The 25,930-nt window shown below is 57.1% G+C and carries 21 protein-coding genes; 5 read left to right on the top strand and 16 right to left on the bottom strand.

What is annotated here, in order from left to right:
- The first annotated feature begins 1 nt into the window (after position 1).
- Complete coding sequence (locus tag DIT71_RS16140; protein WP_114614266.1) at positions 2-1,639, top strand: FecR domain-containing protein; 1,638 nt, start codon at positions 2-4, stop codon at positions 1,637-1,639.
- Positions 1,640-1,696: 57 nt separating this feature from the next.
- Positions 1,697-4,273, top strand: a complete 2,577-nt coding sequence (locus DIT71_RS16145; protein WP_114614267.1) for a CHASE2 domain-containing protein — start codon at positions 1,697-1,699, stop codon at positions 4,271-4,273.
- Positions 4,274-4,315: 42 nt separating this feature from the next.
- Here the strand turns inward: DIT71_RS16145 and DIT71_RS16150 are convergent, their stop codons facing one another.
- Positions 4,316-4,951, bottom strand: a complete 636-nt coding sequence (locus DIT71_RS16150; protein ID WP_114614268.1) for a Crp/Fnr family transcriptional regulator — start codon at positions 4,949-4,951, stop codon at positions 4,316-4,318.
- 117 nt (positions 4,952-5,068) lie between these two features.
- On the opposite strand from DIT71_RS16150, the gene DIT71_RS16155 reads away from it, so the two are divergent.
- Both DIT71_RS16155 and DIT71_RS16160 read left to right on the top strand, forming a co-directional pair.
- A complete protein-coding gene (locus tag DIT71_RS16155) occupies positions 5,069-5,257 on the top strand; it encodes a YgaP family membrane protein (protein ID WP_114614269.1) in 189 nt (62 codons plus the stop codon).
- A gap of 69 nt (positions 5,258-5,326) precedes the next feature.
- Positions 5,327-6,256, top strand: coding sequence for a TerB family tellurite resistance protein (locus tag DIT71_RS16160; RefSeq protein WP_114614270.1), 930 nt, complete (start codon positions 5,327-5,329; stop codon positions 6,254-6,256).
- 21 nt (positions 6,257-6,277) lie between these two features.
- Here DIT71_RS16160 and DIT71_RS16165 read toward each other — a convergent pair whose 3' ends face one another.
- The 6 genes from DIT71_RS16165 to DIT71_RS16190 all read right to left on the bottom strand — a co-directional run bounded on the left by DIT71_RS16165 (position 6,278) and on the right by DIT71_RS16190 (position 14,675).
- Positions 6,278-6,709 (bottom strand): PAS domain-containing protein, encoded by a 432-nt coding sequence (locus tag DIT71_RS16165; RefSeq protein ID WP_114614271.1) that lies wholly within the window; start codon positions 6,707-6,709, stop codon positions 6,278-6,280.
- An 8-nt stretch (positions 6,710-6,717) separates the two neighbouring features.
- Positions 6,718-9,387: an AAA family ATPase gene (locus DIT71_RS16170; protein ID WP_114614272.1), complete on the bottom strand. Its 2,670-nt coding sequence runs from the start codon at positions 9,385-9,387 to the stop codon at positions 6,718-6,720.
- A complete protein-coding gene (locus DIT71_RS16175; RefSeq protein ID WP_114614273.1) occupies positions 9,384-10,505 on the bottom strand; it encodes a metallophosphoesterase family protein in 1,122 nt (373 codons plus the stop codon). Before DIT71_RS16175 ends, DIT71_RS16170 begins: the two co-directional genes overlap by 4 nt.
- Positions 10,506-10,543: 38 nt before the next feature.
- Positions 10,544-11,293, bottom strand: a complete 750-nt coding sequence (locus DIT71_RS16180) for a CLCA_X family protein (protein WP_114614274.1) — start codon at positions 11,291-11,293, stop codon at positions 10,544-10,546.
- 149 nt (positions 11,294-11,442) lie between these two features.
- The gene (locus DIT71_RS16185) at positions 11,443-13,356 is read right to left on the bottom strand and encodes a PHA/PHB synthase family protein (RefSeq protein ID WP_114614275.1); all 1,914 of its coding nucleotides are present in this window, start codon (positions 13,354-13,356) and stop codon (positions 11,443-11,445) included.
- A 101-nt stretch (positions 13,357-13,457) separates the two neighbouring features.
- Positions 13,458-14,675, bottom strand: coding sequence for a polyhydroxyalkanoate depolymerase (locus DIT71_RS16190; RefSeq protein WP_114614276.1), 1,218 nt, complete (start codon positions 14,673-14,675; stop codon positions 13,458-13,460).
- 251 nt (positions 14,676-14,926) lie between these two features.
- On the opposite strand from DIT71_RS16190, the gene DIT71_RS16195 reads away from it, so the two are divergent.
- Positions 14,927-15,460: a CIA30 family protein gene (locus DIT71_RS16195; RefSeq protein WP_114614328.1), complete on the top strand. Its 534-nt coding sequence runs from the start codon at positions 14,927-14,929 to the stop codon at positions 15,458-15,460.
- An 89-nt stretch (positions 15,461-15,549) separates the two neighbouring features.
- Here the strand turns inward: DIT71_RS16195 and DIT71_RS16200 are convergent, their stop codons facing one another.
- From DIT71_RS16200 to DIT71_RS17885, 9 genes are all read right to left on the bottom strand, one after another.
- Entirely contained in the window at positions 15,550-17,316 is a 1,767-nt protein-coding gene (locus tag DIT71_RS16200; protein ID WP_114614277.1) for an ABC transporter ATP-binding protein, read from the bottom strand.
- 10 nt (positions 17,317-17,326) lie between these two features.
- Complete coding sequence (locus DIT71_RS16205) at positions 17,327-18,274, bottom strand: acetamidase/formamidase family protein (protein ID WP_114614278.1); 948 nt, start codon at positions 18,272-18,274, stop codon at positions 17,327-17,329.
- Positions 18,274-19,893, bottom strand: a complete 1,620-nt coding sequence (locus DIT71_RS16210) for an ABC transporter substrate-binding protein (RefSeq protein WP_114614279.1) — start codon at positions 19,891-19,893, stop codon at positions 18,274-18,276. Before DIT71_RS16210 ends, DIT71_RS16205 begins: the two co-directional genes overlap by 1 nt.
- Before the next feature lie 24 nt (positions 19,894-19,917).
- Positions 19,918-20,847, bottom strand: coding sequence for an ABC transporter permease (locus DIT71_RS16215; protein WP_227538177.1), 930 nt, complete (start codon positions 20,845-20,847; stop codon positions 19,918-19,920).
- Positions 20,844-21,701, bottom strand: coding sequence for an ABC transporter permease (locus tag DIT71_RS16220; protein ID WP_114614281.1), 858 nt, complete (start codon positions 21,699-21,701; stop codon positions 20,844-20,846). The genes DIT71_RS16215 and DIT71_RS16220 overlap by 4 nt, the downstream gene beginning before the upstream one ends.
- Positions 21,702-21,703: 2 nt before the next feature.
- Positions 21,704-22,294, bottom strand: coding sequence for an ANTAR domain-containing response regulator (locus DIT71_RS16225; RefSeq protein WP_114614282.1), 591 nt, complete (start codon positions 22,292-22,294; stop codon positions 21,704-21,706).
- Positions 22,291-23,433, bottom strand: a complete 1,143-nt coding sequence (locus tag DIT71_RS16230) for a transporter substrate-binding protein (RefSeq protein WP_114614283.1) — start codon at positions 23,431-23,433, stop codon at positions 22,291-22,293. Before DIT71_RS16230 ends, DIT71_RS16225 begins: the two co-directional genes overlap by 4 nt.
- 448 nt (positions 23,434-23,881) lie before the next feature.
- Complete coding sequence (locus DIT71_RS16235; RefSeq protein WP_114614284.1) at positions 23,882-25,504, bottom strand: GMC family oxidoreductase; 1,623 nt, start codon at positions 25,502-25,504, stop codon at positions 23,882-23,884.
- Between the two features lie 54 nt (positions 25,505-25,558).
- Positions 25,559-25,918 carry an SOS response-associated peptidase gene (locus tag DIT71_RS17885; protein ID WP_144114508.1) on the bottom strand — a complete coding sequence of 120 codons (360 nt, stop codon included), beginning with the start codon at positions 25,916-25,918 and terminating at the stop codon, positions 25,559-25,561.
- Between the last annotated feature and the right edge of the window lie 12 nt (positions 25,919-25,930).

Here is a 25,930-nt window from a genome sequence, read left to right on the forward strand (position 1 = left end):
AATGATTCAACGCTCGACCCGCACCCTGGCTTCCCTTGTCCTGCTGCTGGCAAGCCTTGGGCTCGCACTGCCTGCCCAGGCCGAGCTGTCCATTACCCGCGGCTCAGAAGCGGCAAATGGCCTGGCAGAATCAAACCCGGTGCCCGAGTGGGTTTATACTGTGCGGCCCGGGGAGAGCTTTGACGAGATTGCCAGCGCCCTGCTTGCCGGGAACGTATCGGCAGGCAAGGTGCTTCAATACAACGACATCAACAATCCGGCCACGGTGGCCAGCGGTGACAGAATACGTATTCCGCTGGCTTGGCTTCAGCGCCAGCCGGACCCTGCCCGGATCCGATCGGTTGTTGGCCAGGTACAGCTGATTTCCGGGCGTGATGGCAGCAAGCATCCCCTGACCAGCAACACGCTGGTACGCGTGGGCGACGAGATATTGTCCCACTCCGGTACCGCCACCGTGGAACTGGCAGATGGTTCGGTTGTGAGAATCTCCCCGAATTCCCGCCTGGCGTTCAACCGCCTCACCCAGTACGGCAAATCCGGCATGGTGGACACCAGACTGCGCCTGGACCGCGGTGAAATCGAAACCCGGGTGAAGCCGCTGATTGAAGGCGGCTCCCGCTTTGAAATCGAAACCCCCTCAGCGGTCGCCGCAGTCCGTGGCACCATGTTCACCCTGCGAACCGCGCCGGGCAAAACCGATCTTCGGGTTACCGAAGGGGAAGTGTCGTTCGGGCCGCCCGGGGAAACCCGGCGCATTCCTGCTGGCTACAGTGCCAGCGTATCCACCGTGGGCGTTGGCGACATGAGCATACGCCAGCTGCCACCGGCACCCACCATGAGTCCGCTACCTCCCCGGCTGAAACAGCTGCCCGCCAGACTGAGCTGGCAGCCCAGTGGTGCGGAAGTCCACCGGGTGGATATCTTTGATGCGGAATCGGGCCGCTGGATGGAGAGCAGCCGCGTAGGCGGTGACAGTTTCGATATTGATCTGCTCGATAACGGTCGCTACGAGATCCACCTGGCTTCGCTGGACAGCCGCGGCATTGCCGGCATGCCCGGAATCCTGAACGTAGAGGTTGACCTTCAGGCGCGCATCGCTACTCTGGAGCAGCCAGAGGCCGGCGCGACGGTTAACGATGACATGCCGGAATTCCGCTGGCAGCTCCTTGGCGACAACGAGGTGGCCCGGGTGGAAATCGCTGAAGACCGGGACTTTGGCAACCTGGTGGCCACCAGCGAATGGGCCCCGGATGAGAGCGCACTGCCATCACGCCCACTGTCACCCGGGCAATATTATTGGCGGGTCGTCACCGAAGCCGGAGGCAATTCCGTTGCCACCAGTGACACCCGCTCCCTGGTGGTCAACGGTACTCTGCCACCGGTACGCATCATCAGCGTGAACTATATTGACAGCCAGGTGCGGGTATTCTGGCAGAAGGTGGATACCGCCGCCGAATATCGACTGCAGCTTTCGGAAGAGCCGCGTTTCAACAACATTATCAAAGAAGCTACCCTGTCGGATACTACGGCGGCCTTGCGCCTGATTCCCGGAAGGCGGTATTTTGTGCGCCTGAAAGCCCTTTCTAACGGCCCCCTTGAAAGCCGTTGGGGGCCAGGGAGGGAATTGTTCCTGAAGTGATCCATTGCACTCCCTATTGCACATTCCATTGCAAACCGATATCCGACAGCAGGCCCCATGATCCGGAACTGGCTTCCAATAAAAACAACACCGTGGACACTCGGCCTGCCACTTCTGATCATACTGCTGTTACTGCAGGCCACCACCCTTCCCCAAAGACTGGATTTCTGGCTTTACGACACCCTGATCACCGCCCAACCGGCGGAAATCTCGGACGACGTGATACTGGTCGCTATCGACGAACAGAGCATGAACCGGCTCGGCCGCTGGCCCTGGCCGCGCAGCACCCATGCCCGGCTCGTTGAAAAACTCCACCAGGCCGGCGCAAAAGCCATCGTTTTCGATGTTCTGTTTCCGGAATCGTCCCCTGACGACGCCGAACTGGCGACCGCCATGGACAACCATGGCAATGTTATCCTGCCGCTTCACCTGTCGCCGCCGTCGCGCAATCACCTGATCAGCGAACAGTTGCCCGTTCCCGAACTGGCAGATGCAGCGTCGGCACTGGGGCACGCCCATGTAGAGCTTGACGCCGATGGCCTGGCGCGGGGGGTTTACCTGCTGAACGGGCTTGGCGACCAGTTATGGCCAAGTCTGGCCCTGGCAGCCTCCGGCAAGGCACTGCCGATGACAGAACCCGGTGAAACAGCGCCATATACCAACGTAAGACAGTATTACAGGGCCATCCCGCTGGCCGGTGGCGCCGGTACACTGCCATCTTATTCCTACACGGAGATACTGGAGCGCCCACCCGCGCCGGAAGCCTTCAGCAACAAAACCGTCTTTGTGGGGGCAACAGCTCCAGGGTTCGGCGACATTCTTCCTACTCCGTTTTCCGGACTCCATCAACCCATGTCCGGTGTGGAGTTCCATGCCAACAGCTATTCGGCGCTGGTTCGAGGGGAGCTGATATCCAAGGTATCCAGGGTTACAGCGGTTGGCCTGGCCATACTTACCATTATCGTTCTGGCCGTTGCCCTGCCACGCATGAGGCCGGCAAGTAGCATACTGCTGTGCCTGGCATGTGTAGGCGCACTGGCCATCTTACACGCAGCCCTGCTGTTCTACGGGCGGCTGTGGCTGCCGGTATCCCATGCCATCGTCATGCCACTGCTGGCGCTGCCGGTATCCAGCGCACTGCGGCTGGCCATGACCAACCGCTTTCTCAAACGGCAACTGGACGAACTGGCAAAAGGGCCCACCATGACCCTTCAAGAGCCTTCGCGCCGGCATCCGCCACAGCTGCTCAGCCACTTCCAGGCCCTGTTCCAGCCCGAAGGCTGGCTGCTGGCTGAAGACGGTGAGGTAATTACCGCCTCTGGCCTGGCCCAATCCGACATTCCTCCCCTGGACAAGCCCGGTGAGTGGGTGCATATCGGAGGCCAGAGCTGGATCAGCCTGAACCGCAGCGGCCATACCTACAAGCTGGGCCTGAAGCTATCCAACGATCTGAGTCGCGAGGCCACCCAGCGATATCTGCGCAGGCTGCCGCTGACAGCCATCAATACGCCGGCCAGAGAGCCCCGGCCACGAGAGAACATCTCCGCCCGCATCGAGCGCGTGCGGCTTGCGACCGAGCGCATGAGCCAGATGCAGAAATTCGTACGCCGCAGCTTTGAGCGCATGCCCGATGGCATCATCGTGACTGACGAGCTGGGTGTCATCCGCTTTGCCAATGGCCATATTGAGGAATGGTTCCGCGAGCCCATGCCCAGCCTGAACGGGCTGCCACTGGCGCGACTTCTGGAAGGTCATGATCCGAGAGAGACCCCACCCTGGCACGAAACCGTGTCGGAGACCCTGACCCTGGCCCAGAGCCGAACCGTAGACCTGCGCATTCATAACAAGGATTTTCTGATCCACTTTGCGCCGTTTTCACTGCCGGACAGCGACCAGAGCGGCATCATTGCCAACATTTCCGACATATCCGAACTGCGGGAGCAACAACGCCAACACCGGGAGGCCATCGACTTCATTTCCCACGATGTACGCTCGCCGCTGGTGTCACAGTTGGCGCTGATTGAACAGCTGAAAAGAAACCAGGGCCAGGTGGAACCCGAGCAGCTGGACCAGCTCGGCAGGCTCGCCAGACGAAGCTACCATCTGGCCGAAGAATTTGTGCAACTGGCCCGGGCCGAGCAGCTGACCGAAACCCGCTTCTACGAATGCGAATTTCTGGCCATCGTGGAAAATGCCAGGGACAGCGTCAGCGAACAGGCCGCTGAGAAAGGCATTCAGCTGGTACTGCAGGGAACCGAGGATCTCTGGCTGAAGGGCAATGCAGAATTGCTCGAAAGGGCCGTTATCAACCTGTTGACCAACGCCGTACAGTACAGCCCGCCGCACTCCACCATCAATATACAGGTGTTCCAGGCCGGTCATCAGGCATGCCTGACCGTCAGCGATGAAGGCGAGGGCATTGCGCCCAACGAGCTCCCCCACCTGTTTGACCGTTACCGGCGCCAGCAAAGTAGCGAACTCTCCGGTAATCACGGCGCCGGCCTCGGGCTCTCGTTCGTTAACGTCGTCGTTGAAAAGCACCGCGGCGAGATTCATGTCCAGTCCCGATTGGGAGAAGGCTCAGCCTTTACCCTGAAACTGCCGGTAACCCACCCGATCAGATCGTTCTACTGACCTGCCCGGTTCGAAAGAGCGGGGAGCGGGCAACGCTTAGGGCTAGAGTTGGGCTGACGACTCCAGCAAACCGGTGACCTGAATCTTTCCGCGGGACAGTTTCACCATATCGCGTCTCTCCAGCTCTTTGAGCAGCCGGCTCACCACTTCCCGGGCAGTTCCCAACTCCACAGCCAGCTCCTGGTGGGTTATGACCACAGATCCTCCGTTAGCGCGGGCCAACAACCATTCCTCAAGCCGCGTGTCCATGCGGCGAAAAGCAACTTCCTCCACCAACAACATCAGATCATCCAGCCGGCGACCATAGGACTCCATAATGCCAAGCCGGAACGCCGCGGACTGGTCCATCAGCCGATCGAATACCCCCCGCGGGATCATCAAGGCCCTTGCATCTTCCTCGACCACCGCCTCGGCACGGTAAGGCCGCCCAGTCATCAGGCAGCCGATGGACAGCGTACAGATATCGTCCACTCCCATCCGGTAAAGAACAATGCTGTGACCCGAGATGCCCGTCATCTGCACTTTGACTCTGCCACCTATGACCAGCGGCAGTCCCTGGCAATGCTGTCCCGCACTGAACAGAATCTGCCCGGGTGGAAACTGCATCGCCCGCACTTTATCCAGGGTTTCCTTGCGGAGAGTCTCATTCAAACTGTCGAGAATACTGTGGCGGGCCATGGAAAACGATCCTGTCCGGTGACAAATCTGGGTTGAATGTGACTTTATCACTGAAGTCCCCGGTGATGCTGCCTTACCCTTGAATCATAAACTGACATCACCGAGGGAGACTGAAAAATGACCAGAAATATGGGATCTGCAGACCGAGTTATCCGGGCCATTGTCGGTATTGTTTTACTGGCACTGGTATTCATCGGACCACAAACAGCCTGGGGCTGGATTGGCATTATCCCGCTGGCAACCGCGCTGATGGGTAACTGCCCTGCCTACTCGCTGATTGGCATTAAAACCTGCAAGAAGCAGTAGACATGCAAACGCAAAAAGGCAGATCATGATCACCAGATCTGCTTTTTTTGCGTCAGGGAACAGGGGAAGATGGCTGAATTCGAATCCGGCGACGGCATGCAGGATGTCCGCACTGTTATTCGGGACCCGTTGCGGTTCAAACTGAAACTCGACATTGGTGACCAGGCTTTTTCCTCATTACGCCTGAAGAAATACCTTCTGGATAGCGTCGATGCCGCAAATGGCGCAGCCACTGGCTTCGTGTTTGCAAAATCGTCGCTGGTAGCTTCCACGTTCTTCGCACCCACTGGGTTTCTCGGCGCGCTCGGGATCGGAACAGCCGCAACCCCTGTAGGCTGGGCAATAGGCGCAGGGATAGCTGGCGCTGGCCTGAGCCTGATTATCGGTAAACGCTTTATCCGGGGTTCCTCCGAGCATGTGAAACAGATCCCCGACTTCATCAATACACCGATGGATGTTCTGGCAACCGGGCTGTTCGACATGATTGCGACGCTTGGGGTGAAGCTCGCCAGAATTGATGGCGAGTTCGGCCCCGAAGAGCGTGATTTCATCACCAGTTATTTCGTCGAGGAATGGGGGTATGACCCGCTCTTCGTTCAACAGGGCCTGACGCTGATCGAAGAACATTCGGATCGATACTCGATAAAAGAAATCAGCGAGCAACTGGCGCGCTTCAAAAAAGCCAACCCGGACTGCAATTATCGCTCGATGTCGCAAGAAATACTGATTTTCCTGAATGGCATCGCCGAGGCAGATGGGCCTCTGGACGAGCGCGAGGAGATGGCAATTGAGCGGGTGGAAGCCATCTTCGAAGAGGTCAATGCCATCTCCACGACCCTGTCGGAATCGGCCAGGGCGGGAGTGGAGCAGGTTTCCCGTTATGGAAAATCCACCTTGAACGGACTCGGTTCGGGGCTTGAAGGCGCAAAGAGAAGACTGCACCGACTGAAGACCCAGTCCCGCGAAAAACTGTCGCGACTGCGGTCGAAAAAACAGTAAAAGGCTATTCAGCCGGCGGCATCATTGCGCCGCAATACTGTTAACCAGCACGACAATCCGTTTCACAACGCCCTTATCGGAAAGCACCGGTAGATAACGGGCCTCCAGCCAGACCTTCTGGCCCCTGGCGTTGAGGTTAGGGAAGCGCCCTTCCTTGACGTGGCCCGTCACCAGCTCCCGCCAGAACGCAATGTAGTCCTCGCTCCGTGAATAGTCTTCTTCACAAAAAACCCGGTGGTGCTGACCGATCAGCTGATCTCTCTGATAGCCCAGCCCATCGAGGAAAACATCACTGACCCTTTCGACAAGCCCATCCCGGCTAAGCATCAGAAACGCTACTGATCGTTCAATTGCCTGAAAATCCGCCTCCAGTTCCGCTATCCGGTTTTCGGCCGCTTCCAGTTTTTCCAGGGCAGCCTGCAACTCTTGCTTTCTCTTGTTCAGAAACGCCATCTGATAACCTATCGGTAAGTTTTCTGTAGTGGCCGCGGCACCTGCTCTTTCATCGCCTGGATGTCTCTCGGCGGCACGCCCAGGTCACTCCAGTTTTCGGGATGGCAGGTAAACAGCAGTATCTGGTGACGGTTGGCCGCATCGAACAGAATGCGCTTCATGTCGTCCAGACGGTCTGTGTCGCTATGCACCAGCGTGTCGTCCAATATTACCAGGGTGGGCCTGCCGGCTTCACGCAGCAGGTCGGCATAGGCCAGGCGGCTGATCAGCCCCATCTGTTCGCGGGCGCCAAAGCTCAGCTCGGCAATCTTCCCCAGTTCGGTTCCGCGGGTGAATGTCCCCGGCCTCAGGTGTTCATCCACTTCCAGGGTGGCTTGCGGGAACAGCAGTGAGACGTAGTGGTCCAGGTGCTTTTGCAAGGGGGCCTGCAAGCGACGGGTCAATGCCTGCCTTTTTTCCGTCAGCAAGTTGAGCAGCAGGTCCAGTGCCTGGGCGCGGCGATGCAGCTCCTGATAGCGGCGGCTGCACTGTTCAAGTTCAGCTGTCTTGTTGCTGAGTTGCTCTTCCAGACCCTCCGCGCCCCATGCTTCGAGCCTTACCTGAATATCCCTGAGTTCCCGTTGCCGCTCTTCCTGGCTTTGGCGGAGGTTGCTGATGCTGCGCTGGTAGCGTTCGATATCCTGCTTCAGGATGGCCGGGTGGGCATGCTTTATTTCCTGTTCGCGGGCCTGCACGGTGGCCTCCAGGCGGGTCTGCTTCTGCTGGATTTGAGCCAGCTCTTTTGAGAGGCTCTGGAGCTGTTTCTGCCGCTCGGGATTCTGCACCTCGTCCTGCAATTGCCGCCACTCCGCCTCGGCGTTGTCACGGGTCTGACGGCGGGTCAGGAGCTCCGTCTGGTGCTTCCTTTCCTCGGCTTCTGCTTCTGCAAGTCGCGTTTCAGCTCTGGTGCGTGCAGCTTCCGCTGAGCCAACATCGACTGCCTGATGCTGCCGGCCCGGTTCTGGCGCCGGGCTGTCATGGAGTTCGGTTTTGGCGTTCAGCAGCTGGGATTGAGTCTCTTTCTGCTCCACCAGGAGCTGATCCAGGCCCATGGGCGCAACAGACTTGAGCAGCTCGCGGGTGTGCTGCAGCGCCCGTTCTGCGGCCTCATAGGCTGTGAGGCGACGCTCTGCCTGCTGGGTGGAATCCACGCCAAGCTTTTGCAACTGCTCGGAGAAGTTTTGCTCAAGCGTAAAGAGCTTGCGCCGGGTGCTGGCAAGATCTTCGCCACCAGGGGTGATCCCCAGCTTGCCGATACCCGGCACCACCAGGCGGGCTTCCTCAAGCAGTTGTTTCTCACCCTGCCCTTCCAAAGCCTCGTTATCCAGCGCCAGTTCGGCGCCCGGCTCCAGCTGCCAGGTTAACCGGGTTGCAATGGCCTGGGAGCGAATGGATGCTTCTTTGAGGTGATGCTCCGTTTCTTTAAGGGCTTTTACTGCGTGGGCATCAATCTGGTTCTGCCGTGTCTGTTCCCTGGCGTGTTCGACCTCCTGCTGGTACTGCCGCGCTTTTTTCACATTCGCCGTCAGCGCCTGGTTTTGCTGGTCCAGACGGCGTAGGTCCCGCTCCAACCGGGAGCGGGTTTCACCAAGGCGCGCCTGGTGGACTTGCCTGGCGGCGGATTCATAGGCAGCCTTCGCCTGCTGGACGCTGCTGGCAATGGACGGGCTTTGGGCCTCTGCCTGCTCCAGATCCCGCTGTGATCGATTCAACTCAGCTTTGCGAACGTCCAGTTTTGTGTTCAGGCTCTCCAGCTGTTCCTGGTTCTGCCGCAGCAGCTGCTGGCTGCTCTGAAGGTGGGTCAGGGTTTCTTTTTCCTGGGCCTGTAGTTGCTCCAGCTTCTCTACCTGGCGATACCGTTCCCGCGCCTGCTCAAGCTGGCGTTCGGCCTCTTCCCATGGGCGCTCGCGCTGGGTGCGCTGATAATCCTGGGTCAGTTTGCCAAGGCGGTCTACCTGCTCCTGGTATTTCTGAACGCGAGCCTGCAGCTCATCGATTTGCTGCTGGTGTTCTTGCCGCTCCTTTTCCAGCTTCTGGTAATCCCCGCGGGGCTTGCCGGTGGGTGTAAACAGCTCGTTCCAACGGGCCCGGACCTGTTCGACCAGTTCGTCGCCACCGGTGCTGGCCACTTCGCCGACAAGGGAATTGAGCGCCGATTTCAGATGATCGCCGGCGTGCTCGACTGCCTGCTCTATATTCTGCCCGGTCCCCTGCTCGACCCACAACAAACCGGGCACGCCCCAGTGCTCGGGCTTGCTGACACCTTTGGCGGAGAACTGGAATCCCAGCAACTCGGAGAGCTTTTCCTCCGCCTCGTCTTCACTGTAGCTGGTGGAGTCAACGGTAAGGTCACAGCGTTTTCGCTGAAGAAAACTTTTTACCAGGTGCCAGGATTTTTGCCGGGCTTCAAAGTCCAGTGTGATAGTGGGCGCGGCCGCAGAGTCACCCCAGGGGCGCAGATCATCAACCGAGCTGGTCCGGTAACGCTCGAAGAAAGCAGCACGAATCGCTCGCACCAGGGTGCTCTTGCCGGACTCGTTAGGGCCATGGATCAGGTTGAGTCCGGGTTGCAAATCGTCGATTACAAAAGGCTGCCGGAACTGGCGAAGCTGCTCCACTTGCAGGCGACGCAGTTTCATTCGCTCACCTCCTGTTTCCGGTCTTTCAGCAACCCGGCCAGAATGGCGAGTGCATCCCGGGCCGCTTCGGCGTTGTCGTCCTGCTGTCGGGCCCTGAGATCTTCAATCACTTCCCCTACGTACCCGTCCGCCTTAAGGGCAGCAATGTCATCGTCAGTGGGCTCCAGCTGTAAACCGCTTCGATCGCAGCGGATGCTGCGGAATCTGGCCTCGGCCACGGACAGCGCATTAATCAGTTTTTCTTCCCCTGCCAGAGTGACCGACCCTTCCAGGCGAAGATCAACCACGGACGGCTCGGGCAATGCCTGCAGCCTCTCCAGCAACTGGTCCAGATCCGACTCTACGGCCAGAATCTCCCGCCACTGGTGCCATTGATAACGGGCGGTTTCCACAGCCGTTATGTCCGGCGGTTCGCCCCGCCCGGGCACGTTGACGATCAGGGCGTAGCCGGCGTCATTATTACGGAACCGCTCCGGCTCCGGTGTGCCGCTGTACCAGGTGCGCTCGTCAATCTGTCTGGTACCATGCCAGTCACCAAGGGCGAGATAGTCCAGGCGGGCTGTTTCGGCACGGTTCGGCGATATGGGATTGGCCGAGTCGATTTCGTCAGGCAGCAGGCCTTGAACGCTGCCGTGGGCAAGACCGACCCGGACCAGACCCTCCGCGGTTTCCCAGGTGTTGAGAGATTCGGTGAGGTCAATGTAGGTATTGCGTTGTGTCAGAGGCGCACAGAGAATCGCCAGGCCCTGGGGTTCCAGATTGACAGTACCCGGCTCCAGAGCCAGATGAACATTGCCAGGCACAGCTCCAAGGCGTTTGGCCCGCGTCCAGACACTTTCTGCCAAAGCCGCATCGTGATTTCCCGGGAGCATGACCCAGGGGCCGGTGAATTCTTTGGTGGCATTGAATACGCGGCGGATGGTCCGGTCGGCGACGGTCTGAGCATCAAAAACGTCCCCCGCCACCAGAATGGCATCGCACCGGTGCTCATTGGCAAGCCGTGCGATTCTCTCGATAGACTCAAATCGCGCCTCGACCAGAGCAGCACCGTCCTCTGTCTCGAAGCGGCTGAATGCCCGCCCCATCTGCCAGTCTGCGGTATGTAAAAACTTGGGCATACTACTTCCCCTGGATCAGGACAAAACCGTGGGCAATTCTAGCCGGCTTTAGCCTGTTCCCGATACAGGGCAGCGCCAAGCGCCTCAAAATAACGCTGAAATGCGTCATTGATCTGCTGCCTTTGAGCGCCCTCAGGATAAAGGCCCGCTTTTGCTTCATCAGAATACACCGTACCCCGCACCAGGAAGCTGTTCCGGGGTTGCGCATCTTCAACAAAGGCTTCGAAGGCTCGGGCACACAGTTCTTCCGGCCTGGCGTAATAAAGCACCTTCAGCCCTGCGTCCGCTTTCTTTGATGCACGGAACAGGGCACTGGGTGCGGTGCCGTCTTCGTTCAAAAGGATCCTCTGGAAGCAGGCACTCAGACGGTCATTCAGCGGGTGCTCTTTCTGACTGGCACTGCTCAACCAGCCGCTGGAGGCAAAACCGTGCTTTTCCAGTTGCCGGAATGCCTTGTGGCCCATGTAGTGATCGAACGCGTGAAACCACTCATGTGCGAGGCTTCCGGCACCGGCATTCTTGGCCAGGGCCAGCTGCCGGGTGGCCGGAATGTAGTGAGCCGCTACTCCCGGCCGGCCACCGATGCCATATTGCAGCCCCAGGGTGCCGCGCAGGGAAATCAGGGTTTCAGGGCTCCTGAGGAGCGCCATGAGATCGCATAGCGCCCCATAAAACCGGCCTGCAGCACGATCTCGTTCCTCGGGGGTTACCCATCGACCGACCTCGATGCTGCGAAATTCAAACTGGCGCCTTACCGTAACAAAGGATACCGGTCTCTGCCCTGTCATAACATTCTCCCCGACTGAGCGCCTTAAACGCAGTCGCCGCCCAGAATACTGTTTTTATATACAGTATTCTGGGCGGCGACTGAAGGCGCGTCAACCCTGCAATTGGTGAAACAGGGCTGATGTGGAGATTTACGGTGCCGGGCTGGTCATCAGCCCGTTTTTTCTGACTTGCGGCTACTCTGACTCTGGGAAGAGTTTCCGGTTGCCGGCTTGCGGGCTGTGCGCTTGGCAGCAACAGCCTTGGGTTTCGACGGCGTTTCCGGAGCGGGTTCATTGCGCAAATAGGAGCCAGGCGCTGCTTCAATGATCGGCAATTCTCCCTCACCTGGCGTTCTTGCCGCCACTTCGCCGCCACCGAACTGCTTGGCCCATTCGACCCAATCCGGCCACCAGGACCCTTCATACTCTTCGGCGCCTGCCAGCCATTCATCCGGTGACAGGTCAGTATTTTCGTTGATCCTATAACCGTACTTGTGTTTGTACGGTGGGTTAATGATGCCGGCTATATGGCCAGAGCCACCCAGCACGAAGCGAACTGGTCCACCCAGATAGCGCGACCCTTTATAACAGGACACCCAGGGTGCAATGTGATCCTCAATCGCCGAAGCGAAATAGGCAGGCACTTTGATCTGCCCGAGGTCGATCGGCGTTCCGGCGAGGGTGATTCCACCAGGTTCGACCAGCCGATTCTCAAGGTACATGTTGCGCAAGTAAAAACTGTGCATGGCCGCTGGCAGCCGGGTGGAGTCCGTGTTCCAGTACAACAGATCGAAAGGCGGGGTATCACGGCCCAGCAGGTAATTATTGATGTAGAAGGACCATATCAGGCTGTTGGCGCGTAACATGTTGAAAGCGGATGCCATGGCGGTGCCATCAAGATAGCCCCGCTTCTTCATGGCCTTTTCCATCTTGGCAATCATGTCTTCATCAATGAAAGCCTTGATATCGCCAACGTTTGAGAAGTCCAGCATGCTATTGAAGAAAGTGGCACTCTTCACGCGATCATCACCGCGCGCTGCCAGCCAGGCGAGTGAGCAGCCCAGCAGTGTTCCGCCAATACAGTAACCGACGGTGTTCACTTCCCTCTCTCCGGTGGCTTTCTCGATGGCGTCGAGTGCCTCCACCGGGCCTTCGAGCATGTAGTCCTCGAATCCCTTGTTGGCGTGTTCCTTTCCGGGATTAACCCAGGAAATGACAAATACGGTGTGACCTTTTTCCACCCAGTAGCGGATAAACGACTTTTTCGCGCCCAGGTCCAGGATGTAATACTTGTTGATCCAGGGCGGTACGACGAGAAGCGGTCGACGATGCACTGTCTCGGTTGTGGGCCGGTACTGGATCAGCTGCATCAGATCATTCTGGTAGACGACATCACCCGGCGTGTCTGCCAGGTTCACCCCAACCTCGAAAGCATCCGGATCGGACATCCTGAAGGACAGCTGGCCATCGGCTTTGTCCAGATCTCTGAGAAAATTGGCAAAGCCGCGCACCAGGTTGCGGCCCCTGGTGTCTACCGTCTCCCGCAACACCTCGGGATTGGTCAGAACGAAGTTGCTCGGCGCCAGTGCATCCAGGACCTGGTTGGTGAAGAAGCGGACTTTGTGCCTGTCACGCTCATCAAGACCGCGAACGTCGTCTATGGTGTCATTAATCCACCGATCCGACATCAGGTAGGCCTGCATGAGGAAGTTGAAGTAAATGGTATCGTTCCAGGAATCGTCCTTGAAACGGGGATCACCCCGCTCTGGGGCCGCCACCCGCATGGGCTCCCTGCTGATCAGGCTCATCAACGCGCTACTGCTCAGAATGGTTGTGTTCTGCAGCAGCCGCATCTCGGCAGTAATAACCGCGTCCGGCTGAGTGGCAAACTTCGCGGTGAAGCGGACGAAGGGTTTCGCCATACTCTTCATGCTTACCGGATTGGGACGGCCACCTTTCAGGCGCCTGAGTACCGAGCGGGTAACCAGGCGGGTACCATGGGCCCCCGCACTCACCAGAGACTGGCGTACCGTACGGAGCTCCCCTCCACTGTCAGGCACTGACTTTACAGACTTCTCAGACATCTTTGTTCTCCCTGATTCACCGCCACTGAGATACGGTGAGCTCTTTTTTTCCGAATTAGCAGAGGGCAACGATTGCAACAAGAGGCCTGAGCAACTGCGACTCAGGCGCTGCGAATGAACTTCTGCAGCCTTGGAGCAATTTCCTCGCGCCAGCGACGGCCATTAAACGTGCCGTAGTGTCCAACTCCGGGCTGCAAGTGATGAACCCTGCGGCCGTCGGGAATGTTGGTACACAGTGCGTGGGCAGCACGGGTCTGCCCCGGGCTGGAAATATCGTCCTTCTCGCCCTCAATGGTCATCAACGCCGTTTTGCGAATGGCTTCCGGCTTTACCAGCCGGCCGCGGTGCCTGAAAGAGCCCTTGGCAAGCTGGAATTTCTGGAAAACACGCTCGATGGTGTCCAGATAATAAGCGTCTGGCAGATCCATTACCGCTAGATATTCGTCGTAGAACTCCCTGTGGCGCGCAACTTCCTCCTTGTCATCATCACGAATGGATTTGAACAGCCCCCGATAGGCATCCACGTGGCGATCGAAATTCATGTTGATAAACCCCGTCAGCTGCAAAAAGCCGGGGTAAACCTTGCGCATGGCACCGGGATAGGGCGCCGGCACGGTGTGAATCAGGTTACGTCTGAACCAGGACAGTTTGTGCTTCTTTGCCAGCTCACAGGGTTCTGTCGGATCAACCCGCCCATCCACCGGGCCGCTCATCAATGCCAGAGAGCGAGGCGCTGAAGGATGATCATCCTGGGCCATCAGTGCGGTAGCCGCCAACACCGGCACTACCGGCTGGCAGACCGCCAGAACATGAGTGTCTGGACCAATGTGGTTAATAAAATCAATAACGTAATCAATATAGTCGTCGAGCCCGAAGTTGCCTTTCGTGATCGGGACCATGCTGGCATCACGCCAGTCCGTAATATAGACGTCGTGATTCGGCAGCATTGCTTCCACTGTTCCTCTGAGAAGCGATGCAAAATGGCCAGACAGCGGCGCTACGATGAGCAGTTTGGGGTCATCCGGACGATTCACGTTACGCTGGAAATGTTTCAGCTGGCAAAATGGATTGCGCTTGACGATGACTTCGTTGACCAGAACGGTCTCGCCGTCGCAAACCGTGGTATCCAGATTGAAGGCCGGCTTGGGATACCGCTTGGTGAGATCCTCAAACACCTTGAGTGCCGAGGCGATGCTGCGTGTACCGGGGACTCTGGAGAAGGGGTTCAGTCGGTGGCGAAGAATCTTGCTCTGACCACTGGCCAGCATGCGCGCTGGAGTCAGCGCGAGACGTCCCAATTCGTGGGTGTAGTACATCATGATGCGATTTATCCTGAGTGAGTAAGGTTAATCTTTATCTGTGCCGCTACTCCGCTCCTTTGGATACTGACTTTCAGGCTCGGCGGCCCTTAAAGTCCGGGCAATAACCACCATCTTACGCCTGTTTTTCGATCAGCGCGATAATTCGGGTGCTTGTCCGGATTATCTGGTCCAGAATGATCGGCAACGTCATTCACGGGACAGCGCCAACCTCTATCAAGTATCAAGATCACGAAGGTCATTTCATGACGATGCTCAATAGCCCGGGCCCAATCAGCCGCGACGATGCCCATACACTGGTTGCGTTTGGCCCTCAGAACCAACCACTTAGCTGGGAGTCGCTCGGAGATCGCGTAATGGGCGGACAATCCGACGGCAGGGTTGTCAGCTCCGAGGAAGGCTATGGCGATTTTTATGGCACCGTTCGCCTTGAAAACGGCGGAGGCTTCGCCTCTGCCAAAGCGGACCTGGCCGAACCCGTCGATGCTTCCTCCCGGGCAGGTATTGAACTGCTTGCCCGGGGTGATGGTAGAACCTACAAAATCGGCCTTCGCAACAGCACCGACCGTCGCAGCATTGTTTATCAGCACAGTTTTACACCGGATACGGAACAATGGAGCCGCATTCAGCTCCCCTTCAGGGATTTCATCCCCACCTGGCGAGGCCGGACAGTGGCGAACGCGGGACCACTGAACACCCGCCACCTGGCATCGTTGAGCCTTTTTGTGTCGGGTCGTCAGGCTGGTGAATTTCACCTAAGGATGCAGAACTGGATTCTGTTCTGAAAGAAACTGAAAGCACGAAGCAAAGATCGTCCTCACTGGCTATTGCCCGCGCCGTCGACCCGGTTTTACCACCAGATCCCACATTTAAATCAGACTGAAACAGCAACAAAGTGTCCCTCCTCCGGCTGTTCGTAGCGTACCGCAGGAGGCACATGCCCCTTCGCTTTTATAGGATTCGGTGCTTCGGTCTCGTCAAGCGGCGCTGGCGTAAGCTTACGGTCCAGCGCCGGCACCGGAACAGCCGCTAACAGGCGCTTGGTATACGGGTGACGTGGATTTCGCAGAACCTGGTCGCGGCTACCAATCTCCATTATGCGACCGGAATACATGACCGCGACTCGGTGACACAGCCTTTCGACCACGGCCATGTCGTGGGAAATGAACAGATAGCTAAGCTCATAGTCTTTTTGCAGCTCTTCGAGCAGGTCCAGCACTTGAGCCTGCACTGAAACATCGAGCGCAGACACGGGTTCGTCAGCAACGATGATGCGAGGGTTCAGAGCCAGCGCCCGGGCAATACATATGCGCTGGCGCTGGCCACCGGAGAACTGATGAGGGTAGCGTGTCATAGCATCCGCCTCGGGCAGCCCCACCTGCGCCAGCAGTTGAGCTACTCGTCTCTCACGTTCTGCGGCTGTACCACGGCGGTGAATCAGCAGGGGCTCGCCAACCAATTCAGCAATATTTTTACGCGGGTTAAGAGCGGCGTAAGGATCCTGGAAAACCATTTGGATATCCTGACGCTGTTTTTTAAGCGCAGCACCCTTGAGCCCTCGGATATTGGTGCCCATGACTCGAACGTCACCCTCGAAATCCACCATGTTCATGAGAGCCCGCCCGGTGGTGGACTTGCCACAACCGCTTTCGCCAACAATTCCCAGGGTCTCACCCTGATGCAGGGTAAAACTGATGTCCTCTACCGCCATCACTTCCCGGGCCGGGGCGAAGAGCCCTTGGCTTTTCATCGGGTAACGCACGCGCAAATTACTAACCTCCAGCACCGGCTCACCGAACACCTGGGGCACCCGGGTCGGCGCTGTGCCGAGGCGCGGAACCGCAGCGAGCAATTTCCGGGTGTATTCAGCGTCGGGACTGGTGAAGATCTTGCGGATATCTGCGGTTTCCTCCACCACGCCCTGGTTCATGACGACTACCTTATCCGCCATTTCCGCTACGACTCCCATGTCGTGAGTAATCATCAGGACAGCGGTTTTGAATTCGGCCTGAAGCTCACGAATAAGGTCGAGAATCTGGGCCTGAATGGTTACATCCAGGGCCGTGGTTGGCTCATCAGCGATCAGTATCTGAGGTTGGCACAGCATCGCCATGGCGATCATGACGCGCTGACGAAGACCACCAGAAAGCTCGTGGGGATACTGCCGGACACGGTCTCCGGCGCGTGGAATCTTGACCGCTTCCAGCATGTCCCGGATGTGTTTATGCGCACCAGCCCCTGTCGCAAGCTTATGCCGGCGCACAGTTTCCAGCATCTGGTCGCCGATACGCATGGTCGGGTTGAGAGAGGTCATGGGTTCCTGGAAAATCATGCCAATTTCCCTGCCCCGCAGGTGCTGCAGACGGCGCTCAGACAGACCCACCAGGTCTTCATCGTGGAACAGGATGACACCTTCCGGCACCCGCGCCATTTTCGGCAGCAACCCCATGATCGCAAGTGCCGACAGAGATTTGCCACTGCCTGATTCACCGGCGATACATAGGGTTTCCGAAGGGTTCAAGGTGAAACTGAGATCATCCACAACGCGTTTGCTTTCCGATCCCTGACCAAACTCAATGGACAGCTTTTCCACCGACAACAGCGGGCGCTTCACAACGGATCCTTTTATTGGAGCATTCATGGGGCTGCCATTACTCGAAAACGAGCCGAGGGACGTAAAACGCCACCACCCAGTTGGGCATGTCGACGATTTCGCTGATACGTAGATCCCCACAGACCGAGCACAACATATAGGCCTGCTCAGGAGGCATGTGATGCTCCCTGGTGATCCAGTCGATTGCGCCACTGAGCGCATCCCTTGCCGCCTGCATCAGGTCCGGACCGATCCCTGTGAAGACCTCGTAGCCGGCTGAATCCAGATGTCGGGTGACCGGCCCCGCAGTTGTGAAACGGGGCATGGCCAGAGCCGTGTCCTTGATCAAATCGACTTTAACGGTCACGTCCATAGCGCTCTCGATGGCCGTTCCGCAAACCTCACCATCCCCTTGGGCGGCATGAGTATCGCCGATTGATAGAAGGCCGCCGGCGACCTCAACCGGCAGGTAGAGCGTTGCACCTGCGTTGAGGTCGCGAATGTCCATATTGCCCCCTACTCGTCTGGGCGGCACCACCGAGTGCAGCCCTGGTTCAGACAGGGCAAGCCCAATCGTGCCGGCGAAAGGTTTCAGTGGAACCCTGGCAAACTTTCCGAACGCAGCAGGTGCCATACTGCTGCGATCATAGCTCCAAAGCATCAATGCCGGATCCTGGAACTGGTCAGCCAATAATCCGAAGCCGGGAATGTTCGCGGTCCAGCCAAAACCGGACGGTCGAAAGCTATCGATAGTCAACTTCAAAACATCACCAGGCTCGGCGCCTTCCACATAGATCGGTCCGGTTACGGGATTGATCTTGTCGAAGGGCATCGTTGTTACCGCCTCTACCGTCGAATCCGGCGTGAAATGGCCGTTGCCCGAATCACGACATTCCAGCTCGACCATGCTTCCCGGGATAACCCTGGCGACGGGAGCAAAACTGTTGTCCCATCCATGGTGGTGATGGGCGCCATGGATGGTTTTAACAAGCGTCTGTTCGCACATTATTTTACCCAGATATAGTCATAGTTGACGGGGACATGGACTGGATCCACATACAGCGATTCATCACCAGCCATGCGCTCAGAGCGCACAGTGAAGCGCTGCTCATTGAAGATAGGCACCCATGGCGCATCCGCCATGGCCTCAATAAATACTGAGCCCCAAAGCTCAGCACGGTCGTCCCGTTGATGTTCGGCCACCATGGCATCTGCCGTGTCGCCCATCTCGTCCAGCTCTTCGTTACAGTACCAGGCCCAGTTCCAGCCTCCGGGAACGGCGCCCTCACAACCAAGAATCGGACCCCAGAAGTTGGCCGGATCCGGGAAGTCGGCAATCCAGGCCATACCACCAGACCAGACCATCGGCGCTTGATCTTGAACCCCGCCGGCCTCAATTACATTAGCCTGAGCTAGCGACCGGATCTCGGCGGTGATGCCAATGTTACTCAGATCCTGCTGCATGGCCTGCGCAATCCGGGGTTGGGGATCGGTGTTCATCACGAAGAGCTCGGTTGTAAAACCATCTTCATAGCCAGCTTCACGAAGCAAGGCCTTGGCCTTCTCGGGATCGAAGGGGTAGCCCTCATAACCTTCATCATAGCCCGGCATCGCTGGTGGCAGAGGCTGATTGGCCGGGGTGGCACGGCCGTTGATGATGCGTACGATCCGGTCCTTGTTGATGGCCATGTTGATGGCCTGGCGGACCTTCAGGTTATCCAGTGGCGGAATGGTAACGTTCAGAGTCAGGTACCCGGTGTGGAGCTGGTCGCCGACAACCATTAGCCCTTCATAAGCGGGATTGTTCTTGAACTGGAGGAACTTCGCAGGTGGAATGCCGTCGCCGGCGATATCCACGTCGCCCCGTTCCAGGCGCTGCAAGGCGACCATCGGTTCCTGCCCCACCTCAAAGGTAATGGTGTCGATGTAGGGCACGCCTTCCTTGTAATAATCCTCATTCTTCTCGAACACCAGGTGCCGGCCCAGAGCCCATTCTCCAAGTTCATAGGCGCCGGTACCGACAGGATTTTTACCAAAGTCGGCGCCATGCTCCTCGACGGCCTCCTTGGGCACGATAGAAGCGAAATTGAGCCCCATCACGTGGAGGAAGGTCGCGTTGGGCGCACTGAGCTCGATGGCGACGGTGTAGTCATCCACCACCGTAACCCCCTCCAGTTCCGTGGTGTCACCGGCGGAAACTGCGTCATAACCGAGAATCGGTGAGAAGAAACCAGCTCCCGGGCTCTGGGTTTTGGGATTGGCAGTGCGCTCCAACGAGTATTTGACATCACTGGCCTTCATTTCGCGGCCATTGTGAAATTTAACCCCCTCCCGCAATTTGAAGGTGTAGGTCTTGCCATCATCTGACAGTTCATAGCTTTCCGCCAGGTCCAGCGCCAATTCCGTGGTGCCCGGCTTATAATCCATCAGGCCATCGAAAAGACTTTTGATCATGGACCAATTCTGCCAGTCGTAACCAATGGCAGGATCCAGTGTGGCGACGTCGTTCTGGTAGGTGACAATGATGTCACCACCAGGCTTGGGATCAGCCGCAAAAGCGGTAACAGGCAGTATTACCGAAGCGATGGCAGTAGCCAGCAGGTTACGGGTCAGCGTGGTTTTCATTGGTTGTACTCCTATGACTCAGGGTTAGGATTTGTCGAGCTCTATACGCGGGTCCACCAGTGGTACCAGCAGATCCGCAATCAGGTTGGCGATGACAATGGCGACAGCAGAAATCATGGTGACTCCAACGATCACGGGGATGTCGACCCGCTGGATGGCCTGCCAGGCGAGTTGCCCCAGGCCGGGCCAGCCAAAGACAGACTCCACCACCACCAGGCCGCCGATAAATATGCCAATGTCAATACCGATCATCGGGATGACGGGAACGATGGCATTGGGCAAAACGTGACGGAACAGCACCCGGAGACGGGTGAGACCTTTGGAACGTGCGGTGCGGATAAAATCCTGCTCCAGAACTTCGATCATCGACGAGCGCACCATGCGGGAGTACCAGCCGCTGCCCAGCAGCCCAAGGGTGAGCGCCGGCAGCAATACATGCTCAAACTCGCCGTAACCGCCAAGGGGGAACCAGTCCAGGTTGACCGCAAACAGGTAAAGGAAAAGCATCGAGGCAATGAAGTGCGGGGAAGATACCCCCACAAAAGATAGCGCCATGAGAAACCGGTCTATCGCGGTGTTTCGCTTGATAGCAGCGAGCATTCCGAGGCTCACGCCGATCAGTAGCTCGAAACCGATACCCCACGCCATCAGCTCCATAGTGGGCCCCAGGCGCGAACTAATCAGCGCAGATACTTCTGTGCGCTGTATGTATGAGCGCCCAAGATCTCCCTGGATCAGGTTCATCAGGTAATGAAAGTATTGCTGATAAAAAGGCAGATCCAGGCCCAGCTGAGCACGGATATTGGCGACGGTCTCTGCTGTGGCACTACGTCCCGCCAGTTGCCGCGCAGGATCCGCAGGGATCATATAAAGCAGCAGGTAGGTAATAAAAGACACACCAAGCAGGATCAGGACTGCATAACCCAGACGGCGCAGAATATAGATTGGCATCATCCGCGTCCTTTCAGTGAGGGATCCAGTTCATCCCGCAGGGCGTCGCCCACCAGGTTGAAACTCAGCGCCAGTAGAATGATGGCCAGTCCCGGAAACAGAACAAGCCAGAACGCCGAAGTAAAGTAGGTCTGACTCTCGAATATAATGTTGCCCCAGCTTGGGGTGGGCGGTTGTACGCCAACACCCAGAAAAGACAGGGTGGCTTCCAGAAGCACTGTTGTGGAGATGCCCAGAGTTGCCCATACCATGATGGTGGGCAGCAGGTGTGGCAGGAGATGGGAGAACAGAATCCGCAAAGTGCTGGCGCCGAGAGTACGCTCTACCGCAATAAACTCCCTTGAAGAGATGGCAATGGTCTCTGAATAAATCACCCGCGCCACCTGGACCCAGTTCACCATCGCAATTACCAGTGCCACGATCCAGATGCTCGGTTGCAGAATCGCGGCCAGAGCAATAGCCAGCAAAAGCGCGGGGAAAGCCATCATCAGGTCGGTCAGGCGCATCAAAATGGTGCCGGTCCAGCCGCGAATAAAGCCTGCGCTGACGCCTACAAGGGTACCGATGAGGATCGCAATTCCGTTGGCTACAATTCCAATAATCAGCGAAGTCTGAGCGCCATAAATAAGTCGGGAAAGCAGGTCCCGTCCCAGCAGATCAGTACCCAGGAGGAACTCATCATTCGGGGGCAGGGGTGCGCCCTCCATGGTCAACCCATCGAAATACTGCATGTTTGGATCGTGGGGTGCCACCCAGGGGGCCAGTACTGCAACGCTTATAACTGTGACAATCAGTACAAGCGATACGGCCACTGACTTGTGCCGGCAAAGGTTACGGATCACTGTCGGAAAGGACATGTTCAGCTCCCCTGCCGCCGGAGCCGGGATTGGTTTTCGATGTCGTGACAGATAGCTTCGATACTCTGGTTCAGAGTCATGGACAGGGTACGGACCCGCTCAAAAGCTTCATCTTCGTTGATGCCGCAATCTAGCATCAGACGGGCGATGGACTTGGCGATCAGTGGTCGTGCCTTCAGTTTGCTGTAAAGGTCGCTGTTGTCACTTTCCAGTGCTGACAACTTATTCCGCAGACCCTGAGCCATCATCAGCGTTGTGTAGACAGAAGTCTGGGTAATGGGCTTGTTAAGCATAGCGGTTGCCCCCATCCGGATTGCGCACTGGATTTGGGAGAGGGTTTCGTGATGGCTCAGAGCAATAATGGGAAGCCCGGCGGCGTCTGCCTGAGCCAGAAGATTAGGGCTTTCGAAATCGTCCAGCTCCACAATCAAGGCTACGATTCCCGGCGGCATGGATCCCTGATCCTGCCGCAAAGCTTCTGCGGCAATGCCCAGACGCTGCAGGCTTTTGCATAGCATGGCTTCAGTACGCTCGTCGCAGTCAACGAGGAGCAGTGTGCGGGCCGGGTGGGTGGATGATGTGGTGGTTTTCATTTCACAATCCTCAGATCACCGGCGGCACGTTGCTGCGGTTGGGGCAAGCAGAAGTCATTCAGGTCTGTCTGAACCAGGTAGGGATCAGCCTCCAGGTTATTCCGCGCCTTGTGGACAACCTCGAAGCTCTCCCCTGCTGCTTGTGCAATAACGCTAGGCAAAGCCAGGTGATTGTTGCGGGCGGAGAGAAAAACCTGTCCCAGAACGGTATCGCTATGGTCCTGGTAAAGCGCTTCACGAATGCGGTCAGGGTCGTCGCTACCAACCTGTTCACAGGCCCGGGCGAAAAGATGCATCGCGTTGTACGCACAGGCGTAGTAGTGGGAATACGGCTGGCTGCCATGTCGTTGCCGCTGGCCGTCAACAAAAGCCGGATTGACCGCCTCAAAAAATGCGCCACAGGATAAGAGCCGGATATGATCTGCACCACGAACACAGGGCAGCTCGGCTTCCGTAAAATTACAGCTCAGCACCGTCGCCTGCACTCCCCTACTGGCGCAAGCGTCACTTAACTGATGGAGAAAATGATAGGACGATTCCCCTACAAGATTGTTGAGAACGAACGTTGTTGGCGCCGACAGAATATTGCCAATCAATGGACCGAAATCCATGCAACCAAAGCGATAATATTTTTCCCCCAGAACCCGACCGTGGCTCATCTCGATCAGCTCGCGGGCGATCCGGTTACTTTCCCAACCCCAGACATAGTTTGACCCCACCAGGTAAGCGTCTGCACCAAAGTGCTTGAGAGCGTAGCTCAACAGGGGTACCAGGTTCTGATTGGGGCAACCCCCGAGATAGAGAACGCTTTCGCTGCACTCAAATCCCTCATAGGGACAGGCATACCAGAGCAGGCTGTGGGTATGCTCCAGATCGGGAATGATTTCCTTGCGGCTAGCGGAGGTAGTGGTGCCGAAGATGTGGCTGGCGCCACCGTCAATCAACTGCGCGATACCGCGGCTATATTCCTCGAGCTGTCCCGCCGGGTTATAGCTGCGGTAGCTTATTCGAATCTGACGAACGGGGTCCTGGTTGATTTCATCAATGGCATTCTGGAGGCCAGCGAAAGTGCTGGCTCCCATTCGCCGATAGGTGCCCTCCGTGGACACCAGAATTCCGACTTCTACCGTCTGCCGCATAAAATTCCGTCCCATAAAAAAAGCCCGAACGACCGCCAAGTACGGACATTCAGGCTTCGACACCCGGGCGTTAGGGCTAACGCATTTTGTGTAAAGACTTACGGCCAGTGGCCAGCTTCATCAACTACTGGGTAAAGTATAGAAAGAACTGTGCCAGAATCCATTAATGACTTATAAATTTTTCATCTCTTTGAAAAACCTTACGAAATAGGAGGCGCGTACTGGGGCAATGGGTAAAATCCGGACCTGTCGCTTGCTGAATCTGCGCGTCAGGACAGTGCGTTTTTGCAATAAACCGCCACATTCTGGAGCATGGTGCTTAGCATTGAGTTCCTAGACTCAAGCCAGTACACGCTTTCACATTCAATAAACAGCTCAGGCACAAGGGGCACGATGCGAGCTGCCGCCTCAAGGCTCTACAAAACAAAACTTAATTATCAGCTCGAAATTACAAACGGTTCTTGCCAGCTCTAATCACGTCAGCAATCTTTTCTGCAATCATGATCGTTGGCGCATTGGTATTTCCACCAACCAGGGTTGGCATCACCGAGGCGTCCACGACACGGAGCCCTTCAAGCCCCCTCACCTTCAGGTCCGGATCAACCACGGCCAGATCATCGACACCCATCTTGCAGGTGCCGACCGGGTGGTAAATGGTGTCGGCTCTGGCGCGAATGTGCCGGGCCCACTCTTCGTCACTCATGCCATCGTGAAGGCCAAACAATTCCGATTGACGATAGCTCGCCAGCGCAGGTGCCTGCAGAATACTGCGGGTTATTTTCGCACCCTTGATGGTCAATTCCAGGTCGCCTTGATCAGATAGGTAATTCGGGTCGATAACTGGTTCAGCCATGGGGTCGGCGCTGCCAAGAAAAACACGCCCGCGGGATTTTGGCCGCAGGTTGCAAACGTGACAGCTGAAGCCGTGTCCCCAGTGCAACTTGCGAGCATGATCTTCAACAATAGATACCACGAAATGAAGTTGCAGGTCCGGCGTATCCAAACCCGGATCAGACTTCAGAAACGCCGCGCCCTCGGCAAAAGGTGACGACACCATGCCGGTACCATCCTTTCGCCATTGCAGGGAGTGGCCAAGCATATTCTTCATGCCTTTGAGGCTGAAACCAAAATTATCCGTATCATCGGTTCTGTAGGCCAGAATGAAATCCAGATGATCCTGCAGATTCTGCCCCACGCCGGGCAATTCGTGAATCATCGGGATTCCGTGAGGCGCAATATCCTCAGGACGGCCAACCCCTGACAGCTGGAGTAGCTGGGGCGATCCAAAAGCACCGCAGGCAACAATCACCTCACGATGAGCGAAAACATTCTGCGTTTGTCCCTTCAGGCGGTATTCAACACCCACGGCACGTTTACCATTGAAAACAACGCGGGTAGCCCGTGCGCCAGTCACAACTTTCAGATTGTTCCGCTGCTCCATGACTGGATGCAAATACGCCGCGGCTGTCGAGCAGCGCTGACCATTGCGCTCTTTGTCATGGAACTGGGTGACCTCATAAAGGCCGGCGCCCTCATTATCACCGGTATTAAAATCGTCAGTTAACGGATAGCCCCGCTCTTGAGCGGCTTCGACGAACGCTTCCGAAATAGGCCTAGGAGATCTCTGTTTGGCGACATGCAGAGGCCCCTCAGCGCCGTGACTCTCATTTGCGCCGTTTTCATGACACTCCGCCTTGCGGAAATAGGGCAACACCTCGTCCCAGCTCCAACCGCGACAGCCAAGCTCAGCCCAACCATCATAATCCGCCCTGTGACCACGAACATAAAGCATCGCGTTGATCAGGCTGGAACCGCCCAACCCGCGGCCTCGCGGCTGAAAGCCCCGACGACCATCAAGTTCAGGCTGTTGTTCGGTCTTCAATGCCCAGTTATTGATCTTTCCGTGACCCGGCATCAGCGCCACTACTCCGGCAGGGGCGCGGACCAGGAGGTGATCACCCTTACCGCCCGCCTCGAGCAGGCAGACGCTCACCTCAGGGTCCTCGCTCAGTCGTGCGGCCAACACCGCACCAGCCGATCCACCACCGACAATGACGTAATCAAAAATCATAAATTCCTCTTCTCTGGTTATTATTTGACGGAACGAGGTTTAACACCCGGGCGATTAATCGGTCGGCAAAAATTCCGGCTCGCCAACTCGCTCAAGATTCTTGACCCCCTTCACCGGCTCGCAGGCCAGGGGTGCGGGAATGTGGGTTTTTATGACGCCCTGGAATGACTCAACCTGATGAAAATCCGGATCCAGCCACCTATTAAAGTCATCAGGGCGCAGCATCAACGGTATGCTTTTAGGATGAATAGGCTGAACCCTGGGGGAGGCGTGAAAACCATACCACAGAGGCCGAAGCCGGGAGAGAACCATAAATCTTTTCGCTCGTAACATCTCATTACAGAGCAACGAGCACGGGAAAATGCCGGCTTGATGAGATTCATCTTCGCGATGACGCGAAACAGAGGCGGTCATCAGAGCCGAACA

Origin of the sequence: Marinobacter vulgaris (assembly GCF_003344045.1) — a bacterium.
In the GTDB taxonomy this organism is placed as follows: domain Bacteria; phylum Pseudomonadota; class Gammaproteobacteria; order Pseudomonadales; family Oleiphilaceae; genus Marinobacter; species Marinobacter vulgaris.

Excerpts from the sequence above, each read along its gene's own strand:
- DIT71_RS16140 (WP_114614266.1), top strand. The coding sequence starts at position 2 with ATGATTCAACGCTCGACCCGCACCCTGGCTTCCCTTGTCCTGCTGCTG.
- DIT71_RS16145 (WP_114614267.1), top strand. The coding sequence starts at position 1,697 with ATGATCCGGAACTGGCTTCCAATAAAAACAACACCGTGGACACTCGGC.
- DIT71_RS16150 (WP_114614268.1), bottom strand. The coding sequence starts at position 4,951 with ATGGCCCGCCACAGTATTCTCGACAGTTTGAATGAGACTCTCCGCAAG.
- DIT71_RS16155 (WP_114614269.1), top strand. The coding sequence starts at position 5,069 with ATGACCAGAAATATGGGATCTGCAGACCGAGTTATCCGGGCCATTGTC.
- DIT71_RS16160 (WP_114614270.1), top strand. The coding sequence starts at position 5,327 with ATGGCTGAATTCGAATCCGGCGACGGCATGCAGGATGTCCGCACTGTT.
- DIT71_RS16165 (WP_114614271.1), bottom strand. The coding sequence starts at position 6,709 with ATGGCGTTTCTGAACAAGAGAAAGCAAGAGTTGCAGGCTGCCCTGGAA.
- DIT71_RS16170 (WP_114614272.1), bottom strand. The coding sequence starts at position 9,387 with ATGAAACTGCGTCGCCTGCAAGTGGAGCAGCTTCGCCAGTTCCGGCAG.
- DIT71_RS16175 (WP_114614273.1), bottom strand. The coding sequence starts at position 10,505 with ATGCCCAAGTTTTTACATACCGCAGACTGGCAGATGGGGCGGGCATTC.
- DIT71_RS16180 (WP_114614274.1), bottom strand. The coding sequence starts at position 11,293 with ATGACAGGGCAGAGACCGGTATCCTTTGTTACGGTAAGGCGCCAGTTT.
- DIT71_RS16185 (WP_114614275.1), bottom strand. The coding sequence starts at position 13,356 with ATGTCTGAGAAGTCTGTAAAGTCAGTGCCTGACAGTGGAGGGGAGCTC.
- DIT71_RS16190 (WP_114614276.1), bottom strand. The coding sequence starts at position 14,675 with ATGATGTACTACACCCACGAATTGGGACGTCTCGCGCTGACTCCAGCG.
- DIT71_RS16195 (WP_114614328.1), top strand. The coding sequence starts at position 14,927 with ATGCTCAATAGCCCGGGCCCAATCAGCCGCGACGATGCCCATACACTG.
- DIT71_RS16200 (WP_114614277.1), bottom strand. The coding sequence starts at position 17,316 with ATGAATGCTCCAATAAAAGGATCCGTTGTGAAGCGCCCGCTGTTGTCG.
- DIT71_RS16205 (WP_114614278.1), bottom strand. The coding sequence starts at position 18,274 with ATGTGCGAACAGACGCTTGTTAAAACCATCCATGGCGCCCATCACCAC.
- DIT71_RS16210 (WP_114614279.1), bottom strand. The coding sequence starts at position 19,893 with ATGAAAACCACGCTGACCCGTAACCTGCTGGCTACTGCCATCGCTTCG.
- DIT71_RS16215 (WP_227538177.1), bottom strand. The coding sequence starts at position 20,847 with ATGATGCCAATCTATATTCTGCGCCGTCTGGGTTATGCAGTCCTGATC.
- DIT71_RS16220 (WP_114614281.1), bottom strand. The coding sequence starts at position 21,701 with ATGTCCTTTCCGACAGTGATCCGTAACCTTTGCCGGCACAAGTCAGTG.
- DIT71_RS16225 (WP_114614282.1), bottom strand. The coding sequence starts at position 22,294 with ATGAAAACCACCACATCATCCACCCACCCGGCCCGCACACTGCTCCTC.
- DIT71_RS16230 (WP_114614283.1), bottom strand. The coding sequence starts at position 23,433 with ATGCGGCAGACGGTAGAAGTCGGAATTCTGGTGTCCACGGAGGGCACC.
- DIT71_RS16235 (WP_114614284.1), bottom strand. The coding sequence starts at position 25,504 with ATGATTTTTGATTACGTCATTGTCGGTGGTGGATCGGCTGGTGCGGTG.
- DIT71_RS17885 (WP_144114508.1), bottom strand. The coding sequence starts at position 25,918 with ATGACCGCCTCTGTTTCGCGTCATCGCGAAGATGAATCTCATCAAGCC.